Origin of the sequence: Sphingobacterium puteale, assembly GCF_003627955.1 — a bacterium.
Classification (GTDB): domain Bacteria; phylum Bacteroidota; class Bacteroidia; order Sphingobacteriales; family Sphingobacteriaceae; genus Sphingobacterium; species Sphingobacterium puteale.
Window position 1 is genome coordinate 110240 of sequence record NZ_RBWS01000012.1, and the last position, 26811, is coordinate 137050.

Here is a 26811-nt window from a genome sequence, read left to right on the forward strand (position 1 = left end):
TTCCCTATCCCGGTTATTCGCTCTTCACGCCCAAAATAGTCGTACTTGAAACCAAACAGGTAGCGCTGCTGCACAAGCCTACTGCTATTGTGGCTACCAAATATTAAGAAGGTGTTATGAAAGAAACAATTTTTTATCCGAATGCGGGATAAAGCCCATCTCCTGCGCCTTTTCAAACATTTTAGTAATTGCATTACGTCCTTCGGTGCCTAGTTCAATGGAGTACTTATTGACATAAAGTTCAATATGCTTATACATCACCTCCTCACTCATCTCCTGCGCATGGCTACGGATAAATTCCAACCCGGACTTTGGATTTGCAAAAGCAAACTCGACGCTCTCCTTTAAAATTGCATTAAGCGTGTCTTTCACATCCTTGGGCAACGAACGTTTTACGACAATACCACCCAGTGGAATCGGAAATTTTGTCGTACTTTCCCAATATTCTCCCAAATCGACGACTTTATACAGTCCTTTTTCTGCATAGGTAAACCGGTTTTCATGAATAATAAGCCCCAAATCAATGGAACCATCCAAAAGCGCGCCTTCTATATCAGAAAAAACCAGTTCTATTTTATTGGTTAATTCCGGGAATGCCAAGCCCAACAGAAAATTTGCAGTTGTAAACTTCCCCGGATATCCCACCTTTAACTTATCAAATTCGCCCAGACCGTCAGCATTTTTTAGCTTTTCCCGGAGCACTTCTGCCAAAGCAGCATCTTTTGTGATTAGCATCGGCCCTACGCCAAAGCCCAAGGCGCTTCCCGCATCTAACAGTTCGTAATCTTCAACGGCATAAGCAAAAGCATGATAGCTCAATTTGGTGATATCCAGTTCTCCATGAAAAGCCCTTAAATTCAATGTCTCAACGTCTTGATAAGCTACGTCAAAATCCAATCCTTTCGTATCTATTTTATGATGGATCAAGGCATCAAAAATAAATGTATCGTTCGGACAGGGAGAAAACCCCAATGTTAATTTCATTTTATTCTTTTTTAAAAAATAGACAGATAAAACATTTTAAACAATCGCTGTGGTATAGCCACTGTGATTGACAGCTCTGTTTTATACAGTCACTTTATGTGTCAGTAAATATAATATCATGGCCAAAAATGTCATGATGATAATTCCTTTCCCTACATGATCATTTCCTGAGCGGTATGCAAACCTTAAAAAAATCAAATTGATCAATATGGCAATGGTATATGTTGCCATTGGCTTCTCAGGCAGAAAATGAAGTTCAAGATCGGTGAAACGCACCAGCAAAAATGCCAGTGAGGGAAATATAAGGCCTATGCCCAAGCCTATCCAAAGATTATTTTTCACGCTTGCTGTATTTGTCCATACCATCCAAATGATCAAAACTCCATGAATTCAGTTCCGGAATAGCATGATGTGCAGTCATGTCAAATTGTGTAGGAACAACGGATACATAGCCATTTGCTAATGCAAAACTATCCGTATCTTCTCCCCGGTCTTGCAAGACAAATTTTCCTGTGGTCCAATAATAGTCACGGTTATGCGGATCAATACGTTCATCAAATTCCTCTACCCAGTGTCCTCCAGCCTGTCTGCAAATTTTAATACCTTTAAATCCTTGTGTTTGCGGAAAATTGACATTGAGCAATGTATTTTTGGGCAGACCGTTGGCCAAAACTTGTTCCGTTATGGAAATCACATAAGGTCTACAGTAACTAAAGTCCGCATCATGGGAAAAATTGTCCAGCGAAAAACCGACAGAAGGAATTCCTTCGATAGCCCCTTCGACCGCAGCAGACATTGTTCCAGAATATAAAACATTAATCGAATTATTGAGCCCGTGATTAATACCAGACACACAGATATCCGGTTTTTGCCCTTTGAAGACTTTATTAACGGCAAGCTTGACACAATCTACCGGTGTTCCCGAACATTGATACATTTCAACCCCTTCATAGAGATTGATCTTATCTAATCGCAGCGGCCTACCAAGCGTGATCGCATGTCCCATCCCCGATTGAGCGGAGTCCGGTGCCACGACAACGACATTTCCTATTTTTTGCATTTCCTCCAACAGCACCTTAATTCCCGGAGCTGTAATACCATCGTCATTAACAACTAAAATATTCGGTTTTTTCTTTACCATATACGAAGTTAATAAATCTAAAACCGAGAAGTAAAAAATATGATAATTACTACGGCCCCAACTCACTTGTCTGAGCAGCAGTGTCCGGGTCTCAGTAGCGAAAGAATCAACTATGAGCTTCCCAGAATGGCCGAAGCACTTGGGCCGCCTTGGTAAGTTCAGCCATATTATGCACTGTTTTACCATAAGCTGCATGCAGATCGTGATAGGCCACAAAGTACTTTTCCAGCAGATCATATAGCTGTGTCAATACGGATAAAAAATCTTCAAGGTCAGTGCCCAACGAAGCTACATCGGCATCCATGTCGTCTGCAAACTCAAATATATCATCCAGTACATCAAATTTTAAAGGATCAAGCGGTTTGTCGAATCTATAGTACTTATCTACTATATCATTGTATTCCTGTTCGCGCAGCGCGATACGATCATAGAATTTTATAGTATTGCGGTGTGCCGCCTCAATCTTGAGGTAATAGTCACGCAGTTCGATCTGCAATTTGATATCCACCTCGGCCAAAGGCAATTCCTTGCTCAAAGCACCTGTACCGCTGTACCAATCTAACATAGCTACTAATTCGGCAATCTCGGCATCTAGATCTGACAGCGCAATAGACTCCAGCAGGGCATTTCCCCGCTCCTGTTCAAAGCGGATTTTCATGAACCAAGCTTGGTCATGTGCTTTCCGGTAATTCAATAAAGCCTGTTCTTCCAGATTACTTGGAAAACCGATATCTTTTGTCAGGTAATTTATACTCCGTAATGGATGATTGATTGTGATGCTCTTAAAATCCATGGTTACGCTTAAATTGGTCATTGTTTTTTAAAGCTAATAAAGAAAAAAATATTTTCCGTAAAAAAGAGCGGTAATTTTCCGTGCCTTTGATCTTAGCTATGGAAAATCACCGCTCTTATACGTTACACGATATAACAGCGGACAACGTCACTGTAGACCGGTGTCGGATCAGGCCCCAGATAGGTTACACGAAACTCGTACTCTTTGAGGTGCTCCAAGTCCTTAATCGTTATCTTTGATTTTGGACTAATGACCGTGGTCCAAGGAACCGTACCGACCGCGCGGTATTCAAATTGATAGAATCGAGCCCCTTTCCACGATTTGACCGCCATTTCGGCGATCAGCAATCCTTGCACAGCCAGCTGTACAACCAGTCCGTTTGGCTTCGGAGAAAGTCCATAGTAGCTACCGCTTACCTTGGCCTTCGATGGGATGAATCCCGCTGCCAAAATCAGATTGGCATCTCCATTTGCGACAAGTTCCACGTGCAGGGAAAGATGGTATAAGGCCTGTTTTAGCCGGGATCCATATTGATTTTTGATCACGACCTGACGTTTGTCACGATAATTCGCTTCGGTAATACCGTCCCGAAAAAGTTCGAGTACAACACCGAGTTCTGCCAAAAGTGCTGTGGCTTCTGGAAATAGACTTGCGTTTTCAGTAGATTTTTTGAAAACATTTTCAGCATACTTAAGCAATGTTGCTTCTGTCTTGATTTGGTTTGATAATGTTGGCTTTGCCATAATTGAAATAATTAAAAATGTAATTAATTTTGTTAATGGCTCAAATCTACGACAGAAGGCTGACGAACTAGGGGGCAAAATCGGCCAACTTTCCGGCAGGACAGGACTTTTTGTTGCCGATTTTGACACCTAGCACCTAAAATCAGACAGAAATCAAGGTCTATATCCCTTTAAACACAGATTTTAGTGGTAAGCAAACACTTACCGTTGCTAAGGAGAGATGAACAAAACGTCCTTGGCATTTTATCAAACGTCCTTAGCATTTTACCAAATGTCCTTAGCGTTTTACTAAACGTCCTTAGCATTTTACCAAATGTCCTTAGCATTTTACTAAACGTCCTCAGCATTTTACCAAATGTCCTTAGCGTTTTACTAAACGTCCTTAGCATTTTACCAAATGTCCTTAGCATTTTACTAAACGTCCTTAGCGTTTTACTAAACGTCCTTAGCATTTTACCAAATGTCCTTAGCGTTTTACTAAACGTCCTTAGCATTTTACTAAACGTCCTTAGCATTTTACTAAATGTCCTTAGCATCTTACTAAATGTCCTTAGCAATACGCCGCCGCTGATCTCATTTATACAAATGATTGGCGTATTACAGTTGGTGCTGATCTTCCAAAACCCGAATTTTTGGAGCAATACAGGAGAACAGCGCTACTTGTCCCAATAAGTTGACAGCAGAGCGACGAACTGAACATCGTTTACATGAACATGGATTAAAAGCTGTCGGCCAGGTAATGAAAAATGTGATAACGTGTTAAGCCTGGGGGTATGATCGCTTAACAAAGGATTCCTTTTTACGACGTTGCGCTCTAAACTCATTGGGACCTATTCCGAACCGTTTCTTAAACGCCCGGGCAAAATGTTTGGGACAAGCAAAATTCAATGCGAAAGCTATCCCTGCCAGCGAATCATCTGAATGAATTAGGCTTTCCCTCGCATCCATCAATCGGTATTCGAGTATCATACCCACAACCGTGAACGACTTTCCCTGAAAACTACGGGACAACTTACGGGGGCTGACGTTCATTGCTTCCGCAATTTTTGCGACAGACATATCTTCGTCGTCATAATGCCGACGGATATACATGACAGCTTTCTGATAGAGCAACGTATCACTGTGATCTATGGCAGGCTGATTAGGCTTTAGGTCCTGAAATAGCTGCTGGAATAAGCGCAAGTTCCAATTTGCGAGTTGAAAGGCTGTTCCAAAAGAATGAAATTCATAGCGTCGCAGCGATGCCAAAACATTATAGAGCTTACTCTGAATCGGTGTGTATCCGAGATAAGATTCCGGACGCTGGTTGCCGTCGGGCATCAACTCCTTCAATCTCGGATAGTCAATCATTAAACTGTCCAGGTGTTTTCCCGAAACCCCAAGGATCAGAAACCATGATTTTCCTTCATCAAGGAACAATTCTGGCTCTCTTTCATTTAAATAATAGCAATGGGCCTGCCCCGAAGACATCATCAATGATTCGGTCAGCTTCAGTTTTCCCTGTCCAATGAAATGGAGATGAAGCCAAAGCGAATAGTCTCCTACCTTAATAGTCGTGAAACCTGGTGTATCGATACCGTTTTCCTTGCATTCGATCCATACGAAGTCACTAGTCTGGAATATGCGCTGACTTGCCAGTGCTACGGGAAACAACTGTCGTTCGCCTTCGGGCAAAAATGCCAGATAGCCGTCGTATTGCCTATGGGTATTTGATCGTGTATATAGCGATTGAACAAAATTGGTTTTGAGCATGCTAATAATTGGTGTATTGTTTTAAAGTTAATAACTTTATTGCTAATAACAAAGCATGGACGCTCCTATTACGTCGCAACAATTCCCATTCTATTGGAAAGGAAAATTGCCCAACCTGAACTTTTTGCTGCTAAGGTATAACGGTGATCCTGAAAAATCTCATCTATATATCGATAGACCAGAAATCAACGGGAATACAAAATTGCAAACTGTCTTCTTTAAGCATCGGTTATATTGTGTTTCATTAAAACCGATGTATTTAACATTCTACCGAAATTCAATTACGACATCGATTGCGTAAGATTATCTCGTTATTGACAAATATTAGCCCTAAATTTAACATTCAAACAAAGAAAATAATATCAGTTATGAGCATCAATTTTGAATCCCGCTATGCTATCGGGCCTAAAGAATACAAAACCTTAGATACACAAGGGCTAAGAGATAATTTTCTCATTGAAAAAGTTTTTGAAACCGACAAAATCAACTTTGTCTACACGCACTATGACCGTTATATGGCCGGTGGTGCAATGCCAGTAAATACAAAAATCAAACTAGATACCATTCCGGAACTACTAAAAGAACCTTATTTCCTTTCGAGAAGAGAGTTGGGTATCATCAATGTCGGCGGCAATGGTCAGGTCGAAGTGGATGGTGTTACTTATGATCTAAATACCAAAGAAGCACTTTATATCGGACAGGGGGCTCAAGAAGTTTATTTTGAAAGCAAAGACGCCGCTAATCCGGCAAAATTTTATTTAAACTCAACCCCCGCTCACCATAGTTATCCGACTAAAAAGGTGACCAAGGAAGATGCCAATAAAATAGAATTAGGATCACTGGAAACAGCCAACCACCGTACCATCAACCAAATGCTGCTGAATAAAGTTGTACAAACCTGTCAATTACAAATGGGAATGACAGAACTAAAGCCAGGATCGGTATGGAACACCATGCCTTCGCATACACATGATCGTCGTATGGAGGTTTATTTTTACTTTGAATTGCCGGAAGGCCAGGCGGTATCTCATTTTATGGGACCAATAGATGAAACACGTCATCTCTGGATGCATAATGATCAAGCGGTCATTTCTCCGCCCTGGTCAATTCACTCGGGGGCAGGAACGTCCAATTATACATTTATCTGGGGTATGGCTGGTGAAAACCTGGACTACGATGACATGGATAAATGTGCTATCACTGAGCTTAAGTAGTATTTTGGAGATATGAGATTGGACTTTAACAAAAATACCAAATGAAAAAAACATTCATATTAAGTATGACGCTCGGGCTTTCAAGTATCGCCTTTGCCCAAAACAATAAGACGATCACAATAAATAATCCCTCAGCGGTAACTAGAACAGAGCTAATCAGTATTCCTTATACAACGTTCGAAAAACATTTCGAACTGAAGAAAAATGTCTTTACGATTGTCAGTAGCAAGGATAAGGCTGAACTGGCTTACCAATTGGAGAAATTGGGACAGCCGGCACCGCAAAATGTACTGATACAGGTATCGATTGCCCCTAAAAGCTCGCTAACTTTTGGCATAACCGGAAATACCCCACAAGCCGTTGCTCCAAAGGCTTATGCACGTTATGTCCCCGAACGTAAGGATGACTTTGCCTGGGAAAATGACATTGCCGCATTCAGAGCTTATGGAAAAGCTTTGGAAGGTAGCTCCGAGGACGCCCAGGGATTTGATTTTTGGGCTAAACGTAGTAACGACCTTGTTATTGACGAATGGTATAAAACAGGAGATTACCACGCCGATCACGGTAAAGGTTTAGATTATTATTCTGTAGGTCAGACCCTAGGAGTGGGCGATGCAACTCCATTTATTGACCAGCAAGTAGTCTATCATAAACATTATCGTCAATATGAAGTATTGGACAATGGGCCTTTACGCACTACATTTAAACTTACTTATGAACCGGAAAATGTAAAAGGACAACAGTTACAAGTCGAAAAAACAATTTCTCTGGATGCTGGAAGTCAGCTCAACAAAATAAGTTATGCAGTCAAAAATACAAGTTCAGGCAGTACCCCAATAGTCGTTGGTCTTGCCAAACGAAAAGAGGATCAACCACAATTCTTAAACGATCCCAAAAATGGTATTTTGGCATATTGGGAGCCTGCTGAAGGAGATAAAATCACCGGAACAGCCCTGATCTTACCGAAAGTAAACTATGTATTTAAAGATAGTCCAAAACAGTTTTTATTGGCGACTACGGTAAAAAACAACCAACCTTTGGTCTATTTTGCCGGAGCAGCATTTAATAAGGCGGGTAAAATAACCAGTTTTGATCAATGGCAATCCTACATCAAAGAATTCAGAAATAATTTAAATCAACCATTAACGATAAAATACGCAAAATAATGTCTATACTGCAATCTTTTGATCTGACCGGAAAGGTCGCTTTGGTAACCGGCTGTAAAAGGGGAATAGGTAAGGCTATAGCGGAAGCATTAGCGGAAGCCGGAGCGGACATCATCGGTGTGTCGGCATCGTTGGAGGCCACGGGCTCCGCAGTGGAAAGATCTATCCGGGCATCGGGCCGCAACTTTTATGCGTATCAATGTGATTTTTCAAAAAGAACAGAATTATATAAGTTTATTGAAAAAGTAAAATCGGAGCATCCAACAATAGACATCCTATTCAACAATGCCGGGAATATCCTTCGTAAACCGGCCGCGGAACACCCTGACGAATATTGGGACGAAATCATCGAAATCAATCAGAATGCTCAATTCATTCTGACAAGGGAAATTGGAAAAGATATGATTTCACGTGGAACTGGCAAAATCGTATTCACGGCATCCCTATTGACTTTTCAAGGCGGTATCAATGTTCCGGGATATGCTGCATCCAAAGGTGCAATAGGATCGTTGGTCAAGGCTTTTGCCAACGAATGGGCCTCCAAAGGAGTCAATGTAAATGGTTTTGCGCCAGGTTATATCGCAACGGATAATACGGAAGCACTGAGAGATGATCCCGAACGCTCGAAATCCATCTTGGACCGTATCCCCGCAGGACGCTGGGGTACTCCGGAAGACTTTAAAGGACCGGCAGTGTTCCTTGCCTCAAAAGCAGCAGATTATGTACACGGTACCATTCTTACTGTCGACGGTGGATGGATGGGAAGATAAAAAATCAACCTTTTTGGATTTTTTGTTTTAAAAGTCTTTATCCTGAGTGGTAAAGGCTTTTTTTACGACCCTAAACCCAAGATTGCTGAATGAGGCGTTCGGACTAACAGAGCCAATATAAACCGTGTTGAAGGCCGAACAGCTCCTTTTGCTGCACCACCATGAACCACCTCTAGCATGAGCCACATCGCGCTCCCCATCTCTATTTAGCTTGCCCGAACAGAATTCAAATACATTACCAAATACATCGTAAAGCCCCCATGGATTCGGTTTAAAAGTCCCTACAGGAGAAGTATACATATAGCCATCCGAGTAGTCTGCTTTAAGATGATCGCTACCATGCCATATATTCGCATATTGCCCAATATTTTCTTTATTCACCCCTTCAAAATAACGACCGTCATTTCCGGCTCGCGCAGCGACTTCCCACTCCTCAAAAGTAGGTAATCTGCAATCAGCCCAAGCACAATAAGCCAATACATCTTTAAAAGATATGCAGGTAACGGGATGATCCATTTTGTCCTGTATACCGCCACGGCTTATTCCATTTGGAAAACGCCAATAAGCGGTGCTGTCCTGCAGCCACCTGAACTCCGCAAGACCGGGCTCAAATACCATGGCATTATGATAGCGTTCGGCCAAAGTCCGGTAGTTCGTTGCCAGGACAAATTTTTCAAATTCAGCATTCGTCAGTTCATAGGAAGCAATCCAAAACGACGTTATATGTACCGTTCTTCTCGGGTTATCCAGACTCATTGTGTCACCCAATTGATAGTCTCCCCCCGGAATTAAAATATATCCCTTATCCTGCCCCGCTAACGTTAAACAGTTTAATAAAAAAATAAGCAGTATGTATAACGCTTTTCTCACTGACTTGACGTTTTCTATAGCAAGCTCCAAATTTTATTTACCTTTTTTCTCATTGTAGTATCCCATTGCTCTACGATATATTAAAGTTTCATTCTCCTTATTATAGTCTAAATAGGAGTAGTAATTACTCGTCTCTCCATATAGCTTTTTGAAAGATGTGGACTTCATAAATTCACTATACTCGCCACGTTTCATCAGTAACAGCAATAAAGTCAATGCATCCTTATCTTTCGGGGTTTTCTTTGCATATTCAATGATAAATGGAATCATTTGCCAGCCATTGATCTGTTCGATCGCCTCCTTATAATTCACCCCCATTCGTTTGCTTCTCAAAACAGATTCCTGGATCAGTTTCATAACCGAATCTCTGTTTTCCTGCAAAAAATCAGTCTGTCTTTCCGACCACCAAGCTTCATTAAAACCACCGAGCAACTTACCAAATATTTTCTTGTCGATAGCTTTCTGGTTTTCTGGTATATCGCAATTCTGGGCGTACACCTCCGCATGAATCATGGTATACGTAAATTTTTCACGTAGACTTAAATTCTTAAAATCCGTTGCAGAAAGAGCAAGCACGCCAGTATCTGTCCCATCGTTATCCGCTACAGGAGATAATTTAGCAATCAAAGCTTTCACCTTTGCCAAACCATATGGAGGTATTGTCATCTTAGTCCTGAATTCAATGGCGGCAGGATCCATAATATAATCACTTTCTGTCTCATTTTCTGTCTGTGCAAAGCCATGAGTCCAGCTAATTAAGCAAATAAATAATAAAATTAAACTTCTCATAAAGTATACATAATGCTATTTAAAAGTAAGGAAATTATTCCTACCAAAAACAATTCCATTTGTTAAATCTAATACCATAAATTTTATTTCCTTCTGCGCTATAAGTGTATCACTTTTGATATATCTACATTTTCCAACGCTATATGCTACACAATTAGCTTTCTTACGACATAGAAAACAAAAATCCCCAGACTTCCTAAGAGATCCGGGGATTCGCTTTGTATATTTTGCAGTCCTTATGAATAAAGGCCCTTTTTGTCTATAAAATCAATAACTTTTTGCGGTGTAAAAAACTGAATATTCTTATTTTCTTTGATTGCCTTTCGTAAAAACGTTGAAGAAAGCTCCATTAATGGCGTATCAGTCATGGTTATAGCCGGATGATCCTTTAGTTTTCCTCCATCGTAGCCTGGCCGGGGATACACATAAATGTGATAGTCACGCAAAATAATATCGGCATTCTTCCATTTTTCCAATGATTCCAAGATATCCTCCCCCATCAGAAGCACAAATTCTCGCGTTGGATATTTTTCCTTCAGATGCGTTAAGGTATCTATGGTATAGGATGGTACGGGCAAATGGAATTCAATATCGCTCACGCGCAAATGTTCGCAATCCTCCACTGCTAGATTGAGCATTTCCAAACGATCATAAGGATCCGCTAAAGTTGACTTTTTCTTAAATGGATTTTGTGGAGATACCACAAACCAGACTTCATCCAGCCCGGTAAAATTGGCCATGTAATTTGCTATAATCAAATGCCCGACATGCACCGGATTAAAAGAACCAAAAAACAAACCAATCTTTTTCATTTAGCGTTTTATTTATTGATAAAACCCATTACAATTTCTTCTGCCTCAGCACAAGCTGTCGCTAGATCAAAATTATTCAAGATCACATCAAACTTATTCGCATAGGTTAGCTCCAGTTCCGCTTTGGCAAATCTTTCCTGCAACTTTTCTTCCGAATCTGTGCCACGTCCGGTTAAACGTTCTTTCAGCACTTCTAATGAAGGTGGCTGTACAAATATAGAGATGGCCTGATCCGGAAATTTAGATTTCAGGCGTAATCCTCCGACGACATCAATATCGAAAATAACATTTTTACCCTCTTTCCAGATACGTTCGATTTCGGAACGTAACGTACCATAAAATGTACCCGAATAGACCTCTTCAAATTCGATAAACTCCTGTTTGGCAACTTTATGCAAAAATTCTTCTTTGGACATAAAGTAGTAGTCTTTTCCATCGACCTCCTGCCCCCTTGGATCGCGGGTACTCGCAGAAATAGAAAATTCTATTTTATCCCCATGTTTACTTAAAAGGTCTCTTACTATAGTTGTTTTTCCCGCTCCTGATGGTGCCGAGAAAATAATTAATTTACCGCTCATCCTTATAATACGTTGAGCAACTGCTCTTTTATTTTTTCTAATTCTTCTTTCATTCTAACCACGATCTGTTGTATACCGGCATGATTAGCTTTGGATCCCAAGGTATTGATTTCACGGCCCATCTCTTGAGAGATAAACCCTAATTTCTTACCATTGGAATCGGCAGAATCAAAGGCTTTCAGGAAATAGTTGCAGTGGGAACGCAACCTAACTTTCTCTTCAGTGACATCTAATTTGTCTATATAGTAAACGAGCTCCTGTTCAAAACGATTCTGATCCACGTTCTCTTTACCCACACTATCATTGAGAAATTGCTCTATACGCTGTCTGATCAATGGGATACGCTCAACTTCCAGCCCTTCGACCTCACTCAAATAAGTCAAGATCAGCTCAGCTCGCTTTTTTAGATCTTGAGCCAATACATTTCCTTCGTCCTCACGGAATATATTGAAATGTTGGACCGCATCATAAAAAGCATCCATCAATACGCTGGCTTCTTCATCATCAACGGTATCATCGTTGTTGGTGACAACTTCAGGCATATTTAACGCCAATTCAAATAGATTGACATGCGTATCATTTAGCTCATTTGCGATCTGCTGCAATTGACCGTAGTATTTTTTAAGTAAATCAGCGTTGATAGATGAAGCCTTGGCCGTTTGATCAGTATATTCTACAGTTACGTTCAGATTAACTTTGCCGCGTTCAAGCAGCTTACTGCACTCTGTACGTAAGGTCAGTTCTTTGTCCGAAACGACTTTGGGCAGACGAAGATTTAATTCAAGAAATTTTGAATTTAAGGACTTTATTTCGACACTATACTTGACTTTACCGTTTTCTTTGGAAGCCGTGCCATATCCTGTCATGGATTTTATCATATGCAAAGGTATGATTTTTCATTTTCTTTACCAATCATGCTTTGCAATAATAACAACGAGATAGCTTTCATAAGGTTTGGCCCCCTTACACTTTACATAACCGATTCCGATATCATACAGCGATGCGTTCCATTTATCCATCCCTAGCAGATGCGTACGATGATGATAACCGGGGGCTTCCTTTCCAATGATTAACGCTTTTATCGCATCAGTCGCACTGGCGCGATTAGCAGCAATGGATTCAAAGTTATTGGCATTCCTTTTTTTTACCCAAGACTGATTTAAATGATATCCCGCTTCTTCAATAAAATAATTGGGTCCATAGCCCTCAGGAGAAACATGATCAAAATAAGACCGTTTAGCCATATCCTTAGCTCGGTATTCTGCTACCTCGGCAAGCTGTTTATTCCAATTAAGCTTCGTTCGGGTAATCTTATGTAAATTAAAAAGTTTCAGTTCCTTTTTATATCTCTCTGGATTTGTTCGAATTTTATTCAGCAGATCAAAGGCTTCTTTTGCTTGATGACGATCGACTTTGACACGTTGTGCCAATGCAAGCTGTGCGACAAATAAGGTAAACGCTAAAATGAAATATTTCATACCAATCCTTTAACCTTAAAAGACTGATTTTAGTATTTAACGTTTAATCTTTTTTTGACCTTTTAACAGCTAAAAACTGTATCAGCATGGGTATTAGACTGATAAATATGACCGCTAATACAACCCAGGAAAAGTTATGCCTGAAAAAAGGAATCTGTCCAAAAAAGTAACCCGCTAGAATCAATAAGGATACCCACAATATGCCTCCTATTATATTATATTTACCGAAAATGCTGTATGGCATCTTGCCAATACCCGCTACAAAGGGGGCAAAGGTCCGGACAATGGGGACAAAACGCGCATAAACAATGGTCTTAGTGCCATATTTAGCATAGAAATCCTGCGTTTTTCGAAGATAGGATGGTTTAAAAATTTTTGAGTCAGGTTTAAAAACTCGAATTCCAAAATATTTGCCGATCTCATAATTAACAAAATCGCCAGAAATCGCTGCACATATAAGAATAAACAAGAAAAGGGACAGTGAAAGATTGCTTTCCGGTCGCGCAATAATGGCACCTAAAGCGAATAAAACCGAATCTCCCGGAAGGAACGGTGTAACCACAAATCCTGTTTCAGCAAAGATAATCAAGAATAGAATGAAATAAGTCCATCCAGCATAGCTATTAACTATCTGCAATAGGTGTTGATCAATATGTAGGATAAAATCAACCAGTTGAGAAACAAACTCCATATTCGATAAATAAAACCTTCATACTCTTATAAGCTCCACAGCTATGAAAATCAACTGTGGGTTCTTTCTGACTAATAGAAACCAGACGCTTTCAGAAAAAAAGGGAGTCCTAATGAACTCCCTTTTTAGTTTTTATTTTCTCTCTTATCAACTCAAATATAATAGGTAATACTGATAGGAAAATGATCAGCAGTACCACCTTAGAAAAGTTATCTCTAATAATTGGGATATTGCCCAAAAAATAGCCCGCTAATGTAATACCTCCTACCCATAATATTGCCCCAACGACATTGTAAGTAATGAAAGTACCATAATTCATTTTTCCGATACCACCAACAAATGGTGCTAACGTGCGTACAATAGGTACAAAACGAGCAATTACAATTGTTTTACTGCCATACTTTTCATAAAAAGCGTGTGTTTTGGCAATCTGCTCATCTTTGACAACCTGTTTGCCAAAAAGCTTGAATTTGGTCAATCGCATTCCAAAATGCTTTCCGATGGAGTAATTGAGCGAATCACCAGTTACCGCAGCAATCAATAAGATCAATATCATTAACCAGACATTCAATTCATTTGGCTGTGCAGCAAGCATTCCCGCAGCAAACAATAAGGAGTCTCCGGGTAAGAAGGGCATGACAACCACTCCCGTTTCAACAAAAATGATCAGAAACAGAATAAGGTATGTCCATAGCTGATAGTCATTGACAATCTCAACCAAATGTTTATCAATATGGAGAATAAAGTCAAGAAGATGTGTAATTAGTTCCAAAGCTGATCAGAAGATTAAGCGTTATTCAACATTACAGGCATAACCAGCATCAAAATATCTTCATGATCCTCAGAAGTAGCAGGAATCAACAAGCCTGCACGATTAGGCGTACTCATTTCAATAACGACCTCTTCACTTTCAAGGTTGTTTAACATCTCAACCAAAAACTTGGCATTAAAACCTATTTCCATATCATCCCCTTCGAACTGACAGGACAAACGCTCATGTGCTTCATTGGAGAAATCCAGATCCTCAGCCGAGATATTCAATTCACTACCTGATATCTTCAACCGTACCTGGTGTGTCGTTTTATTGGCGAAAATAACAACCCTTCTTAATGTATTTAAGAAAAGCAATCTATCAACCGTCAGTTTGTTGGGATTGAGCTGGGGAATCACCGCGGCATAATCAGGATAACGCTCATCGATCAAACGACAGATCAGATTGATATTGCCAAAGCTAAAAAATGCATTGGTCTGATTATACTCAATAGATACCTTTGTATCATCCGAAGGCAATGACGATTTTAGTAAAGAAAGTGCCTTCTTAGGTAAAATAAGTGAAGCCGGTTTTTCAGCACTGATATCCGATCTGGTGTAACGTACCAATTTATGTGCATCTGTAGAGACAAAAGTCACATTTTTCTCAGCCAATTGGACCAAAACCCCAGACATCGCCGGCCTTAATTCATCATTACTTACCGCAAAGATGGTCTTGCTGATCGCTTCGGAAAGTACTGGAGCTGGCATCTGGATAATTGATCCATTATCAATTGAAGGTATTTTAGGAAAATCATCTGCATTTTCTCCGCTCAATTTATATTTACCGTCACCTGCACTGATTTCAATAGCCAATGTATTCATGTCTACCGAAAAAGCAACGGGCTGATCGGGAAGAGTTTTTAATGTTTCTATCAAGATCTTTGAAGGCATAGCTACTCTTCCTTCTTCTTTCGCCTCAATCGGTAAAGAAGTAACCATACTTGTCTGTAGATCCGTAGCAGAAATAGTCAAGTTATTGTCTTTTATTTCAAAAAGAAAGTTTTCCAGAATTGGTAAAACAGTACTTGTACTAGATGCTCCATTGATAGCTTGTAACTGCTTTAATAAAATTGATGTTGATACAATGAATCTCATTTCCTAATTACTAATTATTATGTGCAATAATACACAAATTAATCAATATTTTTCCCTTTTGTAAACGCCTTTCTTTCCACAAACAAAGATTTAGAGCACTTAATTAAGCAATTGTATTTCAATTAATAAGCACGCTTTCAAAAGTATAGAAAACAAATACGCCCTGATAAATCACAATATTTATTACATTTGTATAATAGCAATAGTGTATGCAGTTTAAAGATATCATTGGGCATAAAGACATCAAAGAACATCTTGTTCATACGGTTCATGAAAACCGCGTGAGCCATGCGCAATTATTTTTAGGCCCAGAGGGTTCAGGAAGCCTTGCACTGGCCTATGCCTATGCTCAATTTTTAAACTGTGAAAATAAACACGCTACGGATAGTTGCGGTGAATGTCCATCTTGTCGAAAATATAGCAAGCTGATTCATCCGGATTTGCATATGTCTTATCCGTTTATTGCCAAACACAAAGAAGATACAGCAGCTGATTACGCTGAAAACTGGCGAAAGTCCTTTTTGACCAACCCTTATATGGGATTGGAATACTGGCGCAATCAGCTGGATGCAGACAATAAGCAGGTCAATATCAATATTGCCGAAGCACATGGTATCATCAAAAAACTGAGCCTTAAAGCATTTGAGGCTGAATATAAAGTTTTGATCATGTGGTTGCCTGAATACTTGGATACCCAAGGCAATGCCTTATTGAAATTGATTGAAGAACCGCCCGAAAAAACGTTGTTCATTCTGGTGGCTGAAAACCAGGATAAAATATTAAACACCATTATCTCACGGACACAACTGGTCAAAATAAAAAAACTGGACCATACCGAAGTCGCACAATATTTGAAAACAACGCATCACCTGTCCGATCAGGAGGCCTCCGAAATAGCTTTTATAGCAGATGGCAACTTGCAGGAAGCGCTTAACCAGTTGAATACACAAACCAATAATCATTTTGGTATTTTGGTAAACTGGCTGCGATTTATCGTCTCGGATGCTGGCACAAATATGATCTCTTTAGTGGAAGAGGATTTATCCAAAATGGGCCGTGAAAATCAGAAAAGCTTTCTTTTTTACGCAATCAACATGATGCGACAGATTATTCTGATTAAGGAAGGCCTCTCCAGTCTTGTATTTTTACCCGCAAAAGAATTGGATTTTGTCCAAAAATTTGCAGTACATTACACAGTCGAACAAATTGAAGCAACAATAAATCTATTTGAGGAAACGCACTATTTTGTAGAAAGAAATGCAAATCCCAAAATATTATTTTTAGATTTATCTTTGCAGTTAACATTAATATACAAATACAAAACGTTTCCGAAAGGAACTCAATATATATAAATAGAAAACTATGGGATGTGGCAGTTGCTCATCCGGCGGAGGTTGCGGTACTACCACGGCAAGTGGGACACCGGCAGGATGCCAAAATAATGGCTCTTGCATGACCAGCGGATGTAATAAATTAGATGTATATGACTGGCTTTCCGATATGGATATGCCATCAAACTATAAACCATTCAATATCGTAGAAATACGGTTTAAGGGATCTCGAAAAGATTTCTTTATTAATGTAGACAACTTATACCTCGAAATGGGAGAAATGGTCGTTGTAGAACCCTCAACGGGAGGATATGACGTTGGCCACGTTTCTTTGACGGGTGAATTAGTCCGGCTGCAATTGAAAAAGAACAATGTTACCGCAGAATCGGTTACAAAAAAAATCTATCGGAAGCCAAATGAAGTGGATGTAGAAAAGTATAATGCAGCAAAAGATCTTGAATGGGAAACCATGCATAAGGCACGTAAACTTGCTTTGGATCTGGGTTTATCCATGAAAATTTCTGATGTAGACTATCAGGGCGATAAAACAAAAGCGACGTTTTATTATACCGCCGAAGGCCGTGTGGATTTTCGTGAATTGATCAAAAAGATGGCCGAAGCATTCCGTATACGGATAGAAATGCGCCAGATCGGTATGCGCCAGGAGGCAAGCCGTCTCGGGGGTATCGGATCCTGTGGCCGTGAACTTTGCTGCTCTACCTGGCTGACGGATTTTAAAACCGTATCCACTTCAGCAGCGCGCTATCAGAATCTATCGTTGAATACGTTAAAGCTAGCCGGACAATGTGGTAAATTGAAATGCTGCCTCAATTATGAATTGGATAGCTACATGGATGCGCTGAAAGACATTCCTAACAATATTGATCGTATTGAAACACTAAAAGGTGTGGCTTATCTACAGAAAACCGATATCTTCAAAAAAATGATGTGGTTTTCTTTCCCGGGAGCAGAAAACTGGATTGCGATGCCAGTTCAACAGGTCAAAGAACTTGTCGAAATGAATAAGCAGGGTATTAAACCAGAGGCCATATCAAGCGCAATAGAGACTGAAGATATCCGGGAAGAAAAGATTGTCAATTACGATTATGAAAATGTCGTCGGCCAGGATAGCTTAACACGGCTGGATGACCGAAACAAAAGAAAGAAAAAGCGGAAAACTAAAAGCAATAATAACGCTAAACCGGAAAATAAGAATGGCCAGAAAAGCGATAAAGCTGAACAAAATCCACCAAAACAGGCAGTAGCTAAACAGCAGAACAATCCGGATAGTGCTGTTACGGCAACAGCTGGCAAAGAAAATAAAGAAGCGCAAAATAATAGGCCTAAAAAACGCTTTAATCGGCATAGAAATAAAAACAGAGGCAACAACAACACTTCCTCAAAAACAGAATAAAACAAATATGCCTAATGTTAAAATGTTAGGCATATTCTATTTTTATAGATTTAAAATGAAACTAAAGGCTTTTCTTTTTGGAATTTTAAGTATTGGTTTATGGGCATCTTGTGACCAAACTGCCATTATAAATGAAAATAAACCCATTGAAAATAAGACGTGGCTGTATACTTCACATCCTAGTTTTCAATTCCATATTAGTGACAATACGAAGAAATACGATGTATATATGAATGTACGCCATACACCAGAATATGCTTTCTCCAATCTCTTTGTTTTAATCTATCAACAGCATCCCAATAAAAAAACATATACCTTCCGTAAGGAAGTTAAATTGGCAAAATCCGATGGAAAGTGGACCGGAAAATCATCGGGTAGTCTTTACAATCAGCAAGCTATTCTCCATAAAGATTATATATTTCCGGACACCGGATTATATACGATATCCATTGAACAGAATATGCGAGACAATCCTTTAAAAGAAATTACAGATATTGGATTGACAGTAATACCAAAATAATGTGGCTTTTTCTACGATATCTTCTTCTTCCTTTTTCGCTGATCTATGGATTAGTCGTATGGTTACGAAATCGGCTCTATGATTTTCAGTTGCTACCGGCTCGATCTTTCCAAATTCCTACCATCGTAATCGGTAATTTAGCTGTTGGTGGTACCGGTAAAAGTCCCATGACCGAATTTGTTGTCTCCTATCTTAGCAAGCAGTACACTATAGCTATCCTCAGCAGAGGTTACGGTCGAAAGACAAAAGGATTCCGGACCGTACAAATAGATTCTTTGGCGACAGATGTAGGCGATGAACCTTTACAATTCAAAAACAAACTTCCAAATATCACTGTAGCAGTATGCGAAGACCGTTGTACGGGCATAGAAAAACTTCAGGGGGATCATCAGCTGATTATCTTGGATGATGCTTATCAACATCGAAAATTATCACCTTTATTTAATATACTCTTATTCGATTTCCGGTCCTTTTCGCAACCGATGTTTGTATTTCCCGCCGGAAATTTCAGAGACTTATTGATGGAATCTAAACGGGCTCAGATTATAGTCATTACTAAATGTCCCGCCAATATTTCTAGTGAAGACAAAATACGTATAGAAAAAAAACTGCGCCGTTATAATAGAGAAGCTCCGATCACATTTAGCCATATTACCTATTTTGAACCAGTGAATACCAATGGAAAACAGATTGATATCCAAAATAAAGATATTGTCTTGGTGACAGGTATTGCTAAAACACAACCCTTGATAGACCATATTACCCAAAAAGCGAAATCAGTCACTCATATTTCTTTTGGGGATCACCATACATTTGACGAGGCAGACATTGACCGCATCATTAAAACATTCCACTCCCTAAATAGCGACAATAAAATAGTATTGACCACGGAGAAGGACTATCAAAGGCTAAAACCATATAAAGCGCTATTTGATACGGTAGAACTCGTTTATCTGCCGATAGGGATTAAATTTAATGACTCCCGACAAAGCACCCATTTTTGTCATATTTTAAGTGATACAGTCGCCTCAAGTGTTAATCAACCTTAAATTTTGTTAAGGGCTAATATTTTAGTAAACTTTTTCGTCAAATTTATATTCAAAATAGAAGTAGACTTAAAATATAAAGCGATGAAAAAGAAAACTTTAATGGCAATAAGCGGCCTGCTTTTGGCGACAACAGTCGCTTTTGCGCAGCAACGCCAACAACGGAGCCCAGAAGAACTGGCGAAGATGCGTGTAGAACATCTGGACAAACTACTTACACTTAATCAAGTGCAAAAAGATTCCATCTATAATCTTACATTAGCCAATGCCCAACAGCGCGCAGCGAAAAAAAATGATGGAGGAGACCGCAAAGCCAATATGGAAAAAATCAAACAGCTCCAAGAAGCTCAGGCGACCAAAATAAAGTCTTGGCTTACTCCTGATCAAATCAAATTATTTGATGAGCAGCAAGAAAAAATGAAAGATAGGATGTCTAAACGTTCTTCAAACTAATTAGCATCGAAAGGTCGGTTATTTATAATCGACCTTTTTTATGGTGCGATTATATTACATAAACATAACTATTGTTTTCTGTTACTAAATTACCCTTAATATTTAGCCATAAATACCATTATAAAGCCTTCCAGCATTATTTATCTATCCAAGCAAGCATTTCCCCAAGTTTACACTGATCGTCATTCTCAGCCCTTTATTCAAACAAAACAATAACAGGTCTATATTATACAACGTGAAAAACATTTATCAAGCTGATAATAAGAAACATATATCCAAATCTAGCGTTAAAAATTTGTTAAAGTAACATACTTGATACAATATAAATTGACTTTGATAGTTTTTATAGCAAGACATCATAGTTGTAACTTTTTAAATACAATAGATATGAAAAAGCTAATTTTAACAGGTATGGGGCTGTGTCTGGCACTGAGCCTAACATTTGCCCAACAGGTCACACCGGAGGAAACTGCGGCAAAAGCCACTACCGAACTGGTACAAAAGCTGAATCTGAACGATGAGCAGAAGACTGCCATATCCTCCATTCTATTGGATCAAGCAAAAGCAGAAGAAACAATTTTAAAAGACAGTACTTCTACTACGGCTGCGAAAGGTGAAACCCTCAATAAACTTCAAACGGAAGTAGACGGCAAAGTGAGTCAATTACTGACGGAAGATCAAAAAACCATCTATCAGAAGGTAATTGCCGAACGCCCGGCAAAAGCTGTCCCTACACGTACTGAAGCTTCTAAAACAGAACCCGGTACTAATTAAACAACCAAAAACAGACGTTAATAAATTCATTGAATAATTTCATTTAAAATTAAACATCATGAAAAAGTTATTTTTAACCGGTCTAGGATTTTTCCTGGCGATGAGTCTAACCTTCGCACAGCAAGCGACTCCAGAAGAAAATGCAACCAAAATTGTGACCGAATTAGTCACAAAGCTTACGCTGAATGACGAACAAAAAACAGCCGTATCAACAATTGTGTTGGATCAGGAGAAGGCGGTAGCGGCGCTTATACAGGATTCTACCACCACTGCCGAGGTTAAAAAAGAGCGCATTACAAAACTCCAAGGTGAATCAGATAGCAAGATTGCGCTATTATTGACTGATGAGCAAAAAGCAGCCTTTCAAAAATATATTGAAGAGCGGCCAGCAATAGACATTCCCGCAACCCCAACACCACCAACAGAACAAAAGGAAAATAATAACGAAAACAGCAATCAACAACAATAATCATTCTACTCAATTAAGAGGAATGTATTAAACCTCTGGATACGTTTAGGCGTATTCAGAGGTTTTTTATTATATCGTCCTCCCTGGTTACAAAAAAAGGCTGTCTATCTGGACAGCCTTTTTACTTTAACTCGATATCAAGCTACATTAAGATTTCAATTTCTTCATAATGTCGCTGACATAAGTTTTAAATTTCTTGTCAGTTTCAATTAAATCCTCAACGGTTTGACAGGCATAGATGACTGTTGAATGATCTCTTCCTCCGAAGAATGCACCGATCGATTTAAGTGAAGATTTTGTGTGGGCTTTTGCTAAATACATCGAAATTTGCCTGGCCTGCACGATTTCACGCTTCCTGACCTTTGACTTTACCATATCCACAGGAACTTCAAAGTATTCACAAACTAATTTCTGAATAAAATCCATTGAAATTTCCTTATGTGTATTTTTCACAAAATTCTTCAACATCGATTTTGCCAGTCCCAAATCAATTTCCTTTTTGTTCAATGTTGATTGAGCCAATAGAGACACCATTGCCCCTTCCAATTCACGAACACTGTTATCGATCTGTGTGGCTACATACTCCACGACATTTTCAGGTAACTCAATGCCGTCAGAATACATTTTTTTCTTCAAAATCGCCATTCTTGTTTCAAGATCCGGAATTTGAATATCTGCAGATAATCCCCATTTAAAACGACTGAGCAAACGTTCCTCTAAACCAGCTAAATCTTTAGGTGCCTTATCGGAAGTTAAAATGATTTGCTTTCCAGATTGATGCAAATGATTGAATATATGGAAGAAGATATCCTGTGTTTTCTCTTTACCGGCAAAATTGTGTACATCATCCATAATGATAACATCCATTGCCTGATAAAAATTTACGAAATCATTGATGGTGTTATTTTTCAATGAATCCACAAACTGCTGACAGAATTTCTCACAGGACACATAAATGACCAACTTATCGGGAAGATTTCTTTTGATTTCATTACCGATAGCCTGGGCAAGGTGTGTCTTTCCCAAACCTACATCACCATAGATCATTAAAGGGTTGAATGAAGTACCTCCCGGTTTGTTTGCTACGGCATAACCTGCAGAACGAGCAAGACGGTTACATTCACCTTCAATAAAATTCTCAAATGTGTAGTTTTGATTCAATTGCGGGTCAACCTGCAATTTCTTTAATCCAGGAATAACAAATGGATTTTTGATATCTCTATTCAAAGATACCGGCACAGGAATAGATTGTCTCTTACCCTCTGCTCCATTGCCATTCGATGGAAGATTAGTCGTATAGGGATGAGAAGCCGATGACTTCTCCACTACAATATTGTATTCCAATCTACCTTGCTCTCCCAGAAACTTCTTTACGGTCTTGCGAAGAATACCTACATAGTGCTCTTCCAGCCACTCGTAAAAAAATAAGCTAGGAACTTGAATAGTCAAAACGTCACCCTCCAAACGGACTGCTTTCACAGGTTCAAACCAGGTCTTGAAACTTTGCGCCGGTATATTATCTTTGATAATCGAAAGACAATTATTCCAGACACTTGAATACGTTTTTTCCATTCTAAAATTGTTAATAAGTTGATTTACAATACGCGACAAAAAATATGTTGATAACTTTCTCTGAGAACGAAGATGACAAAAAAAAATCAGCTAAAAAACTAAAATATAAAATAATTAATAAAAATCTATATATCAGTTAGTTAACTTGTAAAATTGTGGAAAACTTGCGCTAAAATTGATCTCTAAAAATAATTATTAACATTCCAAATTTATTTCAAAAAAAAGAACAAAAAAAGTAGTAAACATACTACAGATCAGTCTTAAAGGTCTAGAACTAAATTAACCAAAATAAAAGCGAAATACAACCTTTAGTTCATATATTTTTAATATTAAATTTATAAGAATTTAAAGTCTACTTAACAACATTACCAAATATCTTTCTAACCAATTCTGGAGCCATTGGAAAATAAAAAAATCTCGTATCAACAAGTTATTGGAAAATCATTTTGTAACATAGCCGACGTGAAAATTTAAAAAAAGACTTGGTTTTATATCATAAAAAAAGGAAACCCTCTTAAAGAATTTCCTTTTTATGGTATAAATAAAAATACTCGTATCTATCCAACCATCGTATGGGTAAATTTTCCATCACACATTTTCTTTCCCTCTTGCACAATTGCAGCGGCATCGTAATGAGAATTTCGCCATTGGGCACTCTGCTCGGCATGCTCTACAACTCGGTCGGGAATACCTAACCGTACAATCTGACTGTTGTAACCATGATCTGCCATAAATTCCAATACAGCAGCACCTATCCCCCCCTGTAGACAGCCATCTTCAACTGTGATTATCTTTTTAAATTTTTTAAAGACAAGATGCAATAAGTCTTCATCCAAAGGCTTGGCAAATCGCAGATCATAATGTGCAGGATGTATTCCCAATTCATTCAATTGTTGTACGGCTTTGACGGCTTCATTACCAATAGCGCCGAAGCTTAGAATAGCAAGTTCTTCACCTTCGGTAATCACACGCCCTTTTCCGATTTCTATTTCCGTAAATGGACGGCGCCAATCCGGCATTACTCCATTTCCTCTCGGATAGCGAATGACGAAAGGCCCCTTATCAGGCAATTGTGCAGTATACATTAAGTTTCTGAGCTCCTCTTCGTTCATCGGAGCAGAAACGGTCATATTGGGGACACAACGCATAAATGCAATATCATAAGCTCCGTGATGTGTGGCTCCGTCCGCTCCAACTACCCCCGCACGATCCAGACAGAAAACAACATTCAAATTTTGTAACGCGACGTCATGGATAACCTGATCATAGGCACGTTGCATAAACGACGAATAAATATTACAAAAAGGTAATAGCCCCTGTGTCGCCAGACCGGCACTAAATGTGACGGCATGTTGTTCAGCAATACCGACATCAAAGGCCCGATCAGGCATTGCGTTCATCATGATATTCATTGAAGAGCCTGAAGGCATCGCCGGTGTGATACCAACAATTTTTTTGTTTGCTTCAGCAAGCTCGACCATCGTATGTCCAAAAACATCCTGGTATTTGGGTGCTACCGGTTTTTCACTGGAAGATTTTTTTATCTCTCCGGTAATTTTATCAAATAAGCCAGGCGCATGCCATTTCGTCTGATCCTTTTCAGCAAGTGCGAACCCTTTTCCCTTAATTGTTACAACATGTAGCAATTTGGGACCGGGTATATGTTTAAGATCTTCAAGCGTCTTAGCTAATTTCTTTACGTCATGTCCGTCAACCGGACCAAAATATCTAAAGTTCAATGACTCAAAAAGATTAGCATTCTTTAATAAAGTCCCTTTGATACTTTTCTCCAGTTTTTTAACAATACCGAGTGCATTTGGCCCTACCTCAGAAATTTTTGTCAGCACAGCAGCGATATCATCCCTAAATCTATTGTATCGTTTTGATGTCGTAATACTTGTCAAATATTCTTTCAGCGCGCCAACATTAGGATCTATCGACATACAATTGTCATTCAGAATAACCAATAGGTTAGATTTGGAGATACCAGCATGGTTTAATGCTTCAAAAGACATTCCACCGGTCAAAGCTCCGTCCCCAATAACCGCAATATGCTGACGATCCTTTTCTCCCTTTATTTGGGAAGCAACAGCCATCCCTAAAGCTGCTGAAATTGAGGTAGAAGAATGGCCTACCCCAAATGCGTCATATTCTGATTCAAAACGGTTCGGAAAACCCGAAATACCGTTTTCAATACGATTCGTATGAAATACCTCGCGACGTCCAGTCAGAATTTTATGACCATAAGCCTGATGGCCTACATCCCATATCAATTGATCATAGGGGGTATTCATTACGTAATGTAACGCCACCGTTAACTCAACGACTCCCAAACTTGCTGCAAAGTGACCACCATTCACCGAAACCTGATCAATAATAAATTGACGTAATTCCTGGCTTAGTTGTTCTAATTGGTCTTCCTTTAGCTTTTTTAGATCAGAGGGATCGTTTATTTTACTTAATAGTTCTCCAGCCTCCAATTGCATAGTACTGCTATTTACATTAAATGTTCACACAAAGTAACGACAATTTTATTTAATCTTTAAAATAAATCGCATTTCCATATTGAGCTACAACAAATAAAAACAGCAATAGTTTTCATATGAACAATTCCAACAGATTTTATTATGTAAATTTGTAATAAGATATGCAAGTAGAAGAAGGTTACGAAATCAAGCTTCCTCAATTTGAGGGACCTTTTGATTTATTACTATTTTTTATCGAGCGGGACGAACTGAACATTCATGATATCCCTATTTCGAAAATTACGGATGATTTTTTGTCTTACGTAAGTCAGATGCAGGCACTCAATATGGAGATGGCCAGCGAATTTATTTTTGTCGCCTCTACATTGATGCGTATCAAAGCAAAGATGTTACTGCCGAGACCGGATCTGGATGAAAATGAGAACGAAATAGATCTGAGGGAAGACCTCGTTCAGAAACTTATTCTCTATAAGCAGTTCAAAGAGGTCTGCGAAGGCCTCCGGGTGATGGAAGAAAACCGTCTCCAATTATATAGCAGAGGCAATATCCATTATGATATACGCCAACAGCTTCAATTGGATGCTACAGGTGAAAACCTGGATAGCTTTGATCTATATGGCCTGATGATGATCTATGAGCAAATGATGTATCAATTTCGCAATAGGCCACCCGAGGTAACGCATACCGTTGTGAAATATCCTTATACAATCGAACAACAAAAGAAAGCGATAGCTGAGCTTATTGAAATCAATAAGAAATTAGATTTTCAGGAACTATTGAAAAACTCCGAAAACAAGGTTCAATTTGTCTATAATTTCCTGGCAATTCTAGAAATGTTACAGCAGCGTCTTCTGCAGATTGAAGTAGGATTAGGCTACAACAATTTCAATGTCGAGGAGCGAGATCCCAAGCAAGAGGATCTGGTACTCGAAGAAGAACTAAAACAATAAAAAAGGTTGTCCAGCTGGACAACCTTTTTTATTATCGACTGAATATTTTAACATCAACTTCTTCAATATTCATTCATTGAAAACTTGGCTGTTTTCTTTAGCTATCT

The 26811-nt window shown here is 39.1% G+C and carries 28 protein-coding genes; 11 read left to right on the forward strand and 17 right to left on the reverse strand.

Annotated elements, in window-relative coordinates:
* Positions 1-114: 114 nt before the first annotated feature.
* The 6 genes from D7322_RS16510 to D7322_RS16540 all read right to left on the reverse strand — a co-directional run bounded on the left by D7322_RS16510 (position 115) and on the right by D7322_RS16540 (position 5413).
* The gene (locus D7322_RS16510) at positions 115-984 is read right to left on the reverse strand and encodes a menaquinone biosynthesis family protein (protein WP_121125380.1); all 870 of its coding nucleotides are present in this window, start codon (positions 982-984) and stop codon (positions 115-117) included.
* Positions 985-1065: 81 nt separating this feature from the next.
* Positions 1066-1326, reverse strand: coding sequence for a hypothetical protein (locus D7322_RS16515; RefSeq protein WP_147430455.1), 261 nt, complete (start codon positions 1324-1326; stop codon positions 1066-1068).
* On the reverse strand, positions 1316-2125 hold the full coding sequence (gene surE / locus D7322_RS16520; RefSeq protein ID WP_121125382.1) for a 5'/3'-nucleotidase SurE: 810 nt from the start codon (positions 2123-2125) through the stop codon (positions 1316-1318). The genes D7322_RS16515 and surE overlap by 11 nt, the downstream gene beginning before the upstream one ends.
* 106 nt (positions 2126-2231) lie before the next feature.
* Positions 2232-2939: a hypothetical protein gene (locus D7322_RS16525; protein WP_121125383.1), complete on the reverse strand. Its 708-nt coding sequence runs from the start codon at positions 2937-2939 to the stop codon at positions 2232-2234.
* A gap of 101 nt (positions 2940-3040) precedes the next feature.
* Positions 3041-3661: a hypothetical protein gene (locus D7322_RS16530; RefSeq protein WP_121125384.1), complete on the reverse strand. Its 621-nt coding sequence runs from the start codon at positions 3659-3661 to the stop codon at positions 3041-3043.
* Positions 3662-4420: 759 nt separating this feature from the next.
* On the reverse strand, positions 4421-5413 hold the full coding sequence (locus D7322_RS16540; protein WP_121125386.1) for an AraC family transcriptional regulator: 993 nt from the start codon (positions 5411-5413) through the stop codon (positions 4421-4423).
* Positions 5414-5781: 368 nt separating this feature from the next.
* Here D7322_RS16540 and kduI point away from each other — a divergent pair, with 368 nt between their 5' ends.
* Genes kduI through D7322_RS16555 form a run of 3 tightly spaced genes read left to right on the forward strand, consistent with a single transcriptional unit; the run spans position 5782 to position 8563 of the window.
* Positions 5782-6627 carry a 5-dehydro-4-deoxy-D-glucuronate isomerase gene (kduI, locus tag D7322_RS16545; protein ID WP_121125387.1) on the forward strand — a complete coding sequence of 282 codons (846 nt, stop codon included), beginning with the start codon at positions 5782-5784 and terminating at the stop codon, positions 6625-6627.
* A 41-nt stretch (positions 6628-6668) separates the two neighbouring features.
* A complete protein-coding gene (locus D7322_RS16550) occupies positions 6669-7793 on the forward strand; it encodes a DUF4861 family protein (protein WP_121125388.1) in 1125 nt (374 codons plus the stop codon).
* Positions 7794-7798: 5 nt separating this feature from the next.
* Positions 7799-8563, forward strand: coding sequence for an SDR family NAD(P)-dependent oxidoreductase (locus tag D7322_RS16555; protein ID WP_183078735.1), 765 nt, complete (start codon positions 7799-7801; stop codon positions 8561-8563).
* 27 nt (positions 8564-8590) lie between these two features.
* Here the strand turns inward: D7322_RS16555 and D7322_RS16560 are convergent, their stop codons facing one another.
* The 9 genes from D7322_RS16560 to dnaN form a co-directional block, all read right to left on the reverse strand.
* On the reverse strand, positions 8591-9433 hold the full coding sequence (locus tag D7322_RS16560; protein ID WP_220700096.1) for a formylglycine-generating enzyme family protein: 843 nt from the start codon (positions 9431-9433) through the stop codon (positions 8591-8593).
* A 33-nt stretch (positions 9434-9466) separates the two neighbouring features.
* Positions 9467-10222, reverse strand: a complete 756-nt coding sequence (locus D7322_RS16565) for a hypothetical protein (RefSeq protein ID WP_121125390.1) — start codon at positions 10220-10222, stop codon at positions 9467-9469.
* Positions 10223-10458: 236 nt separating this feature from the next.
* Positions 10459-11034: a nicotinate (nicotinamide) nucleotide adenylyltransferase gene (gene nadD / locus D7322_RS16570; protein ID WP_121125391.1), complete on the reverse strand. Its 576-nt coding sequence runs from the start codon at positions 11032-11034 to the stop codon at positions 10459-10461.
* Positions 11035-11042: 8 nt separating this feature from the next.
* Entirely contained in the window at positions 11043-11612 is a 570-nt protein-coding gene (gene gmk / locus D7322_RS16575; RefSeq protein WP_108635404.1) for a guanylate kinase, read from the reverse strand.
* 2 nt (positions 11613-11614) lie between these two features.
* On the reverse strand, positions 11615-12490 hold the full coding sequence (locus tag D7322_RS16580; RefSeq protein WP_121125392.1) for a YicC/YloC family endoribonuclease: 876 nt from the start codon (positions 12488-12490) through the stop codon (positions 11615-11617).
* A 27-nt stretch (positions 12491-12517) separates the two neighbouring features.
* Complete coding sequence (locus D7322_RS16585; protein WP_121125393.1) at positions 12518-13090, reverse strand: CAP domain-containing protein; 573 nt, start codon at positions 13088-13090, stop codon at positions 12518-12520.
* A gap of 43 nt (positions 13091-13133) precedes the next feature.
* On the reverse strand, positions 13134-13781 hold the full coding sequence (locus D7322_RS16590) for a DedA family protein (protein WP_121125394.1): 648 nt from the start codon (positions 13779-13781) through the stop codon (positions 13134-13136).
* Between the two features lie 109 nt (positions 13782-13890).
* Positions 13891-14553 (reverse strand): DedA family protein, encoded by a 663-nt coding sequence (locus D7322_RS16595; protein WP_121125395.1) that lies wholly within the window; start codon positions 14551-14553, stop codon positions 13891-13893.
* 14 nt (positions 14554-14567) lie between these two features.
* Positions 14568-15689 carry a DNA polymerase III subunit beta gene (gene dnaN / locus D7322_RS16600; RefSeq protein WP_108635409.1) on the reverse strand — a complete coding sequence of 374 codons (1122 nt, stop codon included), beginning with the start codon at positions 15687-15689 and terminating at the stop codon, positions 14568-14570.
* Positions 15690-15898: 209 nt separating this feature from the next.
* On the opposite strand from dnaN, the gene D7322_RS16605 reads away from it, so the two are divergent.
* The 7 genes from D7322_RS16605 to D7322_RS16635 all read left to right on the forward strand — a co-directional run bounded on the left by D7322_RS16605 (position 15899) and on the right by D7322_RS16635 (position 21696).
* Positions 15899-17041 (forward strand): DNA polymerase III subunit, encoded by a 1143-nt coding sequence (locus tag D7322_RS16605; RefSeq protein ID WP_121125396.1) that lies wholly within the window; start codon positions 15899-15901, stop codon positions 17039-17041.
* Positions 17042-17051: 10 nt separating this feature from the next.
* Positions 17052-18434 carry a PSP1 domain-containing protein gene (locus D7322_RS16610; RefSeq protein ID WP_183078731.1) on the forward strand — a complete coding sequence of 461 codons (1383 nt, stop codon included), beginning with the start codon at positions 17052-17054 and terminating at the stop codon, positions 18432-18434.
* Between the two features lie 55 nt (positions 18435-18489).
* Positions 18490-18954, forward strand: a complete 465-nt coding sequence (locus D7322_RS16615; protein WP_183078732.1) for a gliding motility lipoprotein GldH — start codon at positions 18490-18492, stop codon at positions 18952-18954.
* The gene (gene lpxK, locus D7322_RS16620) at positions 18954-20003 is read left to right on the forward strand and encodes a tetraacyldisaccharide 4'-kinase (RefSeq protein WP_121125399.1); all 1050 of its coding nucleotides are present in this window, start codon (positions 18954-18956) and stop codon (positions 20001-20003) included. Before D7322_RS16615 ends, lpxK begins: the two co-directional genes overlap by 1 nt.
* A gap of 81 nt (positions 20004-20084) precedes the next feature.
* Positions 20085-20453, forward strand: coding sequence for a hypothetical protein (locus D7322_RS16625; RefSeq protein ID WP_121125400.1), 369 nt, complete (start codon positions 20085-20087; stop codon positions 20451-20453).
* 387 nt (positions 20454-20840) lie between these two features.
* The gene (locus tag D7322_RS16630) at positions 20841-21227 is read left to right on the forward strand and encodes a hypothetical protein (protein WP_121125401.1); all 387 of its coding nucleotides are present in this window, start codon (positions 20841-20843) and stop codon (positions 21225-21227) included.
* Between the two features lie 58 nt (positions 21228-21285).
* A complete protein-coding gene (locus D7322_RS16635; protein WP_121125402.1) occupies positions 21286-21696 on the forward strand; it encodes a hypothetical protein in 411 nt (136 codons plus the stop codon).
* Positions 21697-21843: 147 nt separating this feature from the next.
* Here D7322_RS16635 and dnaA read toward each other — a convergent pair whose 3' ends face one another.
* Together dnaA and dxs are read right to left on the reverse strand one after the other, a co-directional pair.
* Entirely contained in the window at positions 21844-23268 is a 1425-nt protein-coding gene (gene dnaA / locus D7322_RS16640; RefSeq protein ID WP_104384755.1) for a chromosomal replication initiator protein DnaA, read from the reverse strand.
* A 557-nt stretch (positions 23269-23825) separates the two neighbouring features.
* Positions 23826-25754, reverse strand: a complete 1929-nt coding sequence (dxs, locus tag D7322_RS16645; RefSeq protein WP_121125403.1) for a 1-deoxy-D-xylulose-5-phosphate synthase — start codon at positions 25752-25754, stop codon at positions 23826-23828.
* Positions 25755-25915: 161 nt separating this feature from the next.
* Here dxs and D7322_RS16650 point away from each other — a divergent pair, with 161 nt between their 5' ends.
* The gene (locus tag D7322_RS16650) at positions 25916-26704 is read left to right on the forward strand and encodes a segregation and condensation protein A (protein WP_121125404.1); all 789 of its coding nucleotides are present in this window, start codon (positions 25916-25918) and stop codon (positions 26702-26704) included.
* Positions 26705-26811 lie beyond the last annotated feature (107 nt).

Bases quoted from the DNA above. Each gene is read 5' to 3' on its own strand.
- D7322_RS16510 (WP_121125380.1), bottom strand. From the start codon at position 984: ATGAAATTAACATTGGGGTTTTCTCCCTGTCCGAACGATACATTTATT.
- surE (WP_121125382.1), bottom strand. From the start codon at position 2,125: ATGGTAAAGAAAAAACCGAATATTTTAGTTGTTAATGACGATGGTATT.
- D7322_RS16525 (WP_121125383.1), bottom strand. From the start codon at position 2,939: ATGACCAATTTAAGCGTAACCATGGATTTTAAGAGCATCACAATCAAT.
- D7322_RS16530 (WP_121125384.1), bottom strand. From the start codon at position 3,661: ATGGCAAAGCCAACATTATCAAACCAAATCAAGACAGAAGCAACATTG.
- D7322_RS16540 (WP_121125386.1), bottom strand. From the start codon at position 5,413: ATGCTCAAAACCAATTTTGTTCAATCGCTATATACACGATCAAATACC.
- kduI (WP_121125387.1), top strand. From the start codon at position 5,782: ATGAGCATCAATTTTGAATCCCGCTATGCTATCGGGCCTAAAGAATAC.
- D7322_RS16550 (WP_121125388.1), top strand. From the start codon at position 6,669: ATGAAAAAAACATTCATATTAAGTATGACGCTCGGGCTTTCAAGTATC.
- D7322_RS16565 (WP_121125390.1), bottom strand. From the start codon at position 10,222: ATGAGAAGTTTAATTTTATTATTTATTTGCTTAATTAGCTGGACTCAT.
- nadD (WP_121125391.1), bottom strand. From the start codon at position 11,034: ATGAAAAAGATTGGTTTGTTTTTTGGTTCTTTTAATCCGGTGCATGTC.
- gmk (WP_108635404.1), bottom strand. From the start codon at position 11,612: ATGAGCGGTAAATTAATTATTTTCTCGGCACCATCAGGAGCGGGAAAA.
- D7322_RS16580 (WP_121125392.1), bottom strand. From the start codon at position 12,490: ATGATAAAATCCATGACAGGATATGGCACGGCTTCCAAAGAAAACGGT.
- D7322_RS16585 (WP_121125393.1), bottom strand. From the start codon at position 13,090: ATGAAATATTTCATTTTAGCGTTTACCTTATTTGTCGCACAGCTTGCA.
- D7322_RS16590 (WP_121125394.1), bottom strand. From the start codon at position 13,781: ATGGAGTTTGTTTCTCAACTGGTTGATTTTATCCTACATATTGATCAA.
- dnaN (WP_108635409.1), bottom strand. From the start codon at position 15,689: ATGAGATTCATTGTATCAACATCAATTTTATTAAAGCAGTTACAAGCT.
- D7322_RS16605 (WP_121125396.1), top strand. From the start codon at position 15,899: ATGCAGTTTAAAGATATCATTGGGCATAAAGACATCAAAGAACATCTT.
- D7322_RS16610 (WP_183078731.1), top strand. From the start codon at position 17,052: ATGGGATGTGGCAGTTGCTCATCCGGCGGAGGTTGCGGTACTACCACG.
- D7322_RS16615 (WP_183078732.1), top strand. From the start codon at position 18,490: ATGAAACTAAAGGCTTTTCTTTTTGGAATTTTAAGTATTGGTTTATGG.
- lpxK (WP_121125399.1), top strand. From the start codon at position 18,954: ATGTGGCTTTTTCTACGATATCTTCTTCTTCCTTTTTCGCTGATCTAT.
- D7322_RS16625 (WP_121125400.1), top strand. From the start codon at position 20,085: ATGAAAAAGAAAACTTTAATGGCAATAAGCGGCCTGCTTTTGGCGACA.
- D7322_RS16630 (WP_121125401.1), top strand. From the start codon at position 20,841: ATGAAAAAGCTAATTTTAACAGGTATGGGGCTGTGTCTGGCACTGAGC.
- D7322_RS16635 (WP_121125402.1), top strand. From the start codon at position 21,286: ATGAAAAAGTTATTTTTAACCGGTCTAGGATTTTTCCTGGCGATGAGT.
- dnaA (WP_104384755.1), bottom strand. From the start codon at position 23,268: ATGGAAAAAACGTATTCAAGTGTCTGGAATAATTGTCTTTCGATTATC.
- dxs (WP_121125403.1), bottom strand. From the start codon at position 25,754: ATGCAATTGGAGGCTGGAGAACTATTAAGTAAAATAAACGATCCCTCT.
- D7322_RS16650 (WP_121125404.1), top strand. From the start codon at position 25,916: ATGCAAGTAGAAGAAGGTTACGAAATCAAGCTTCCTCAATTTGAGGGA.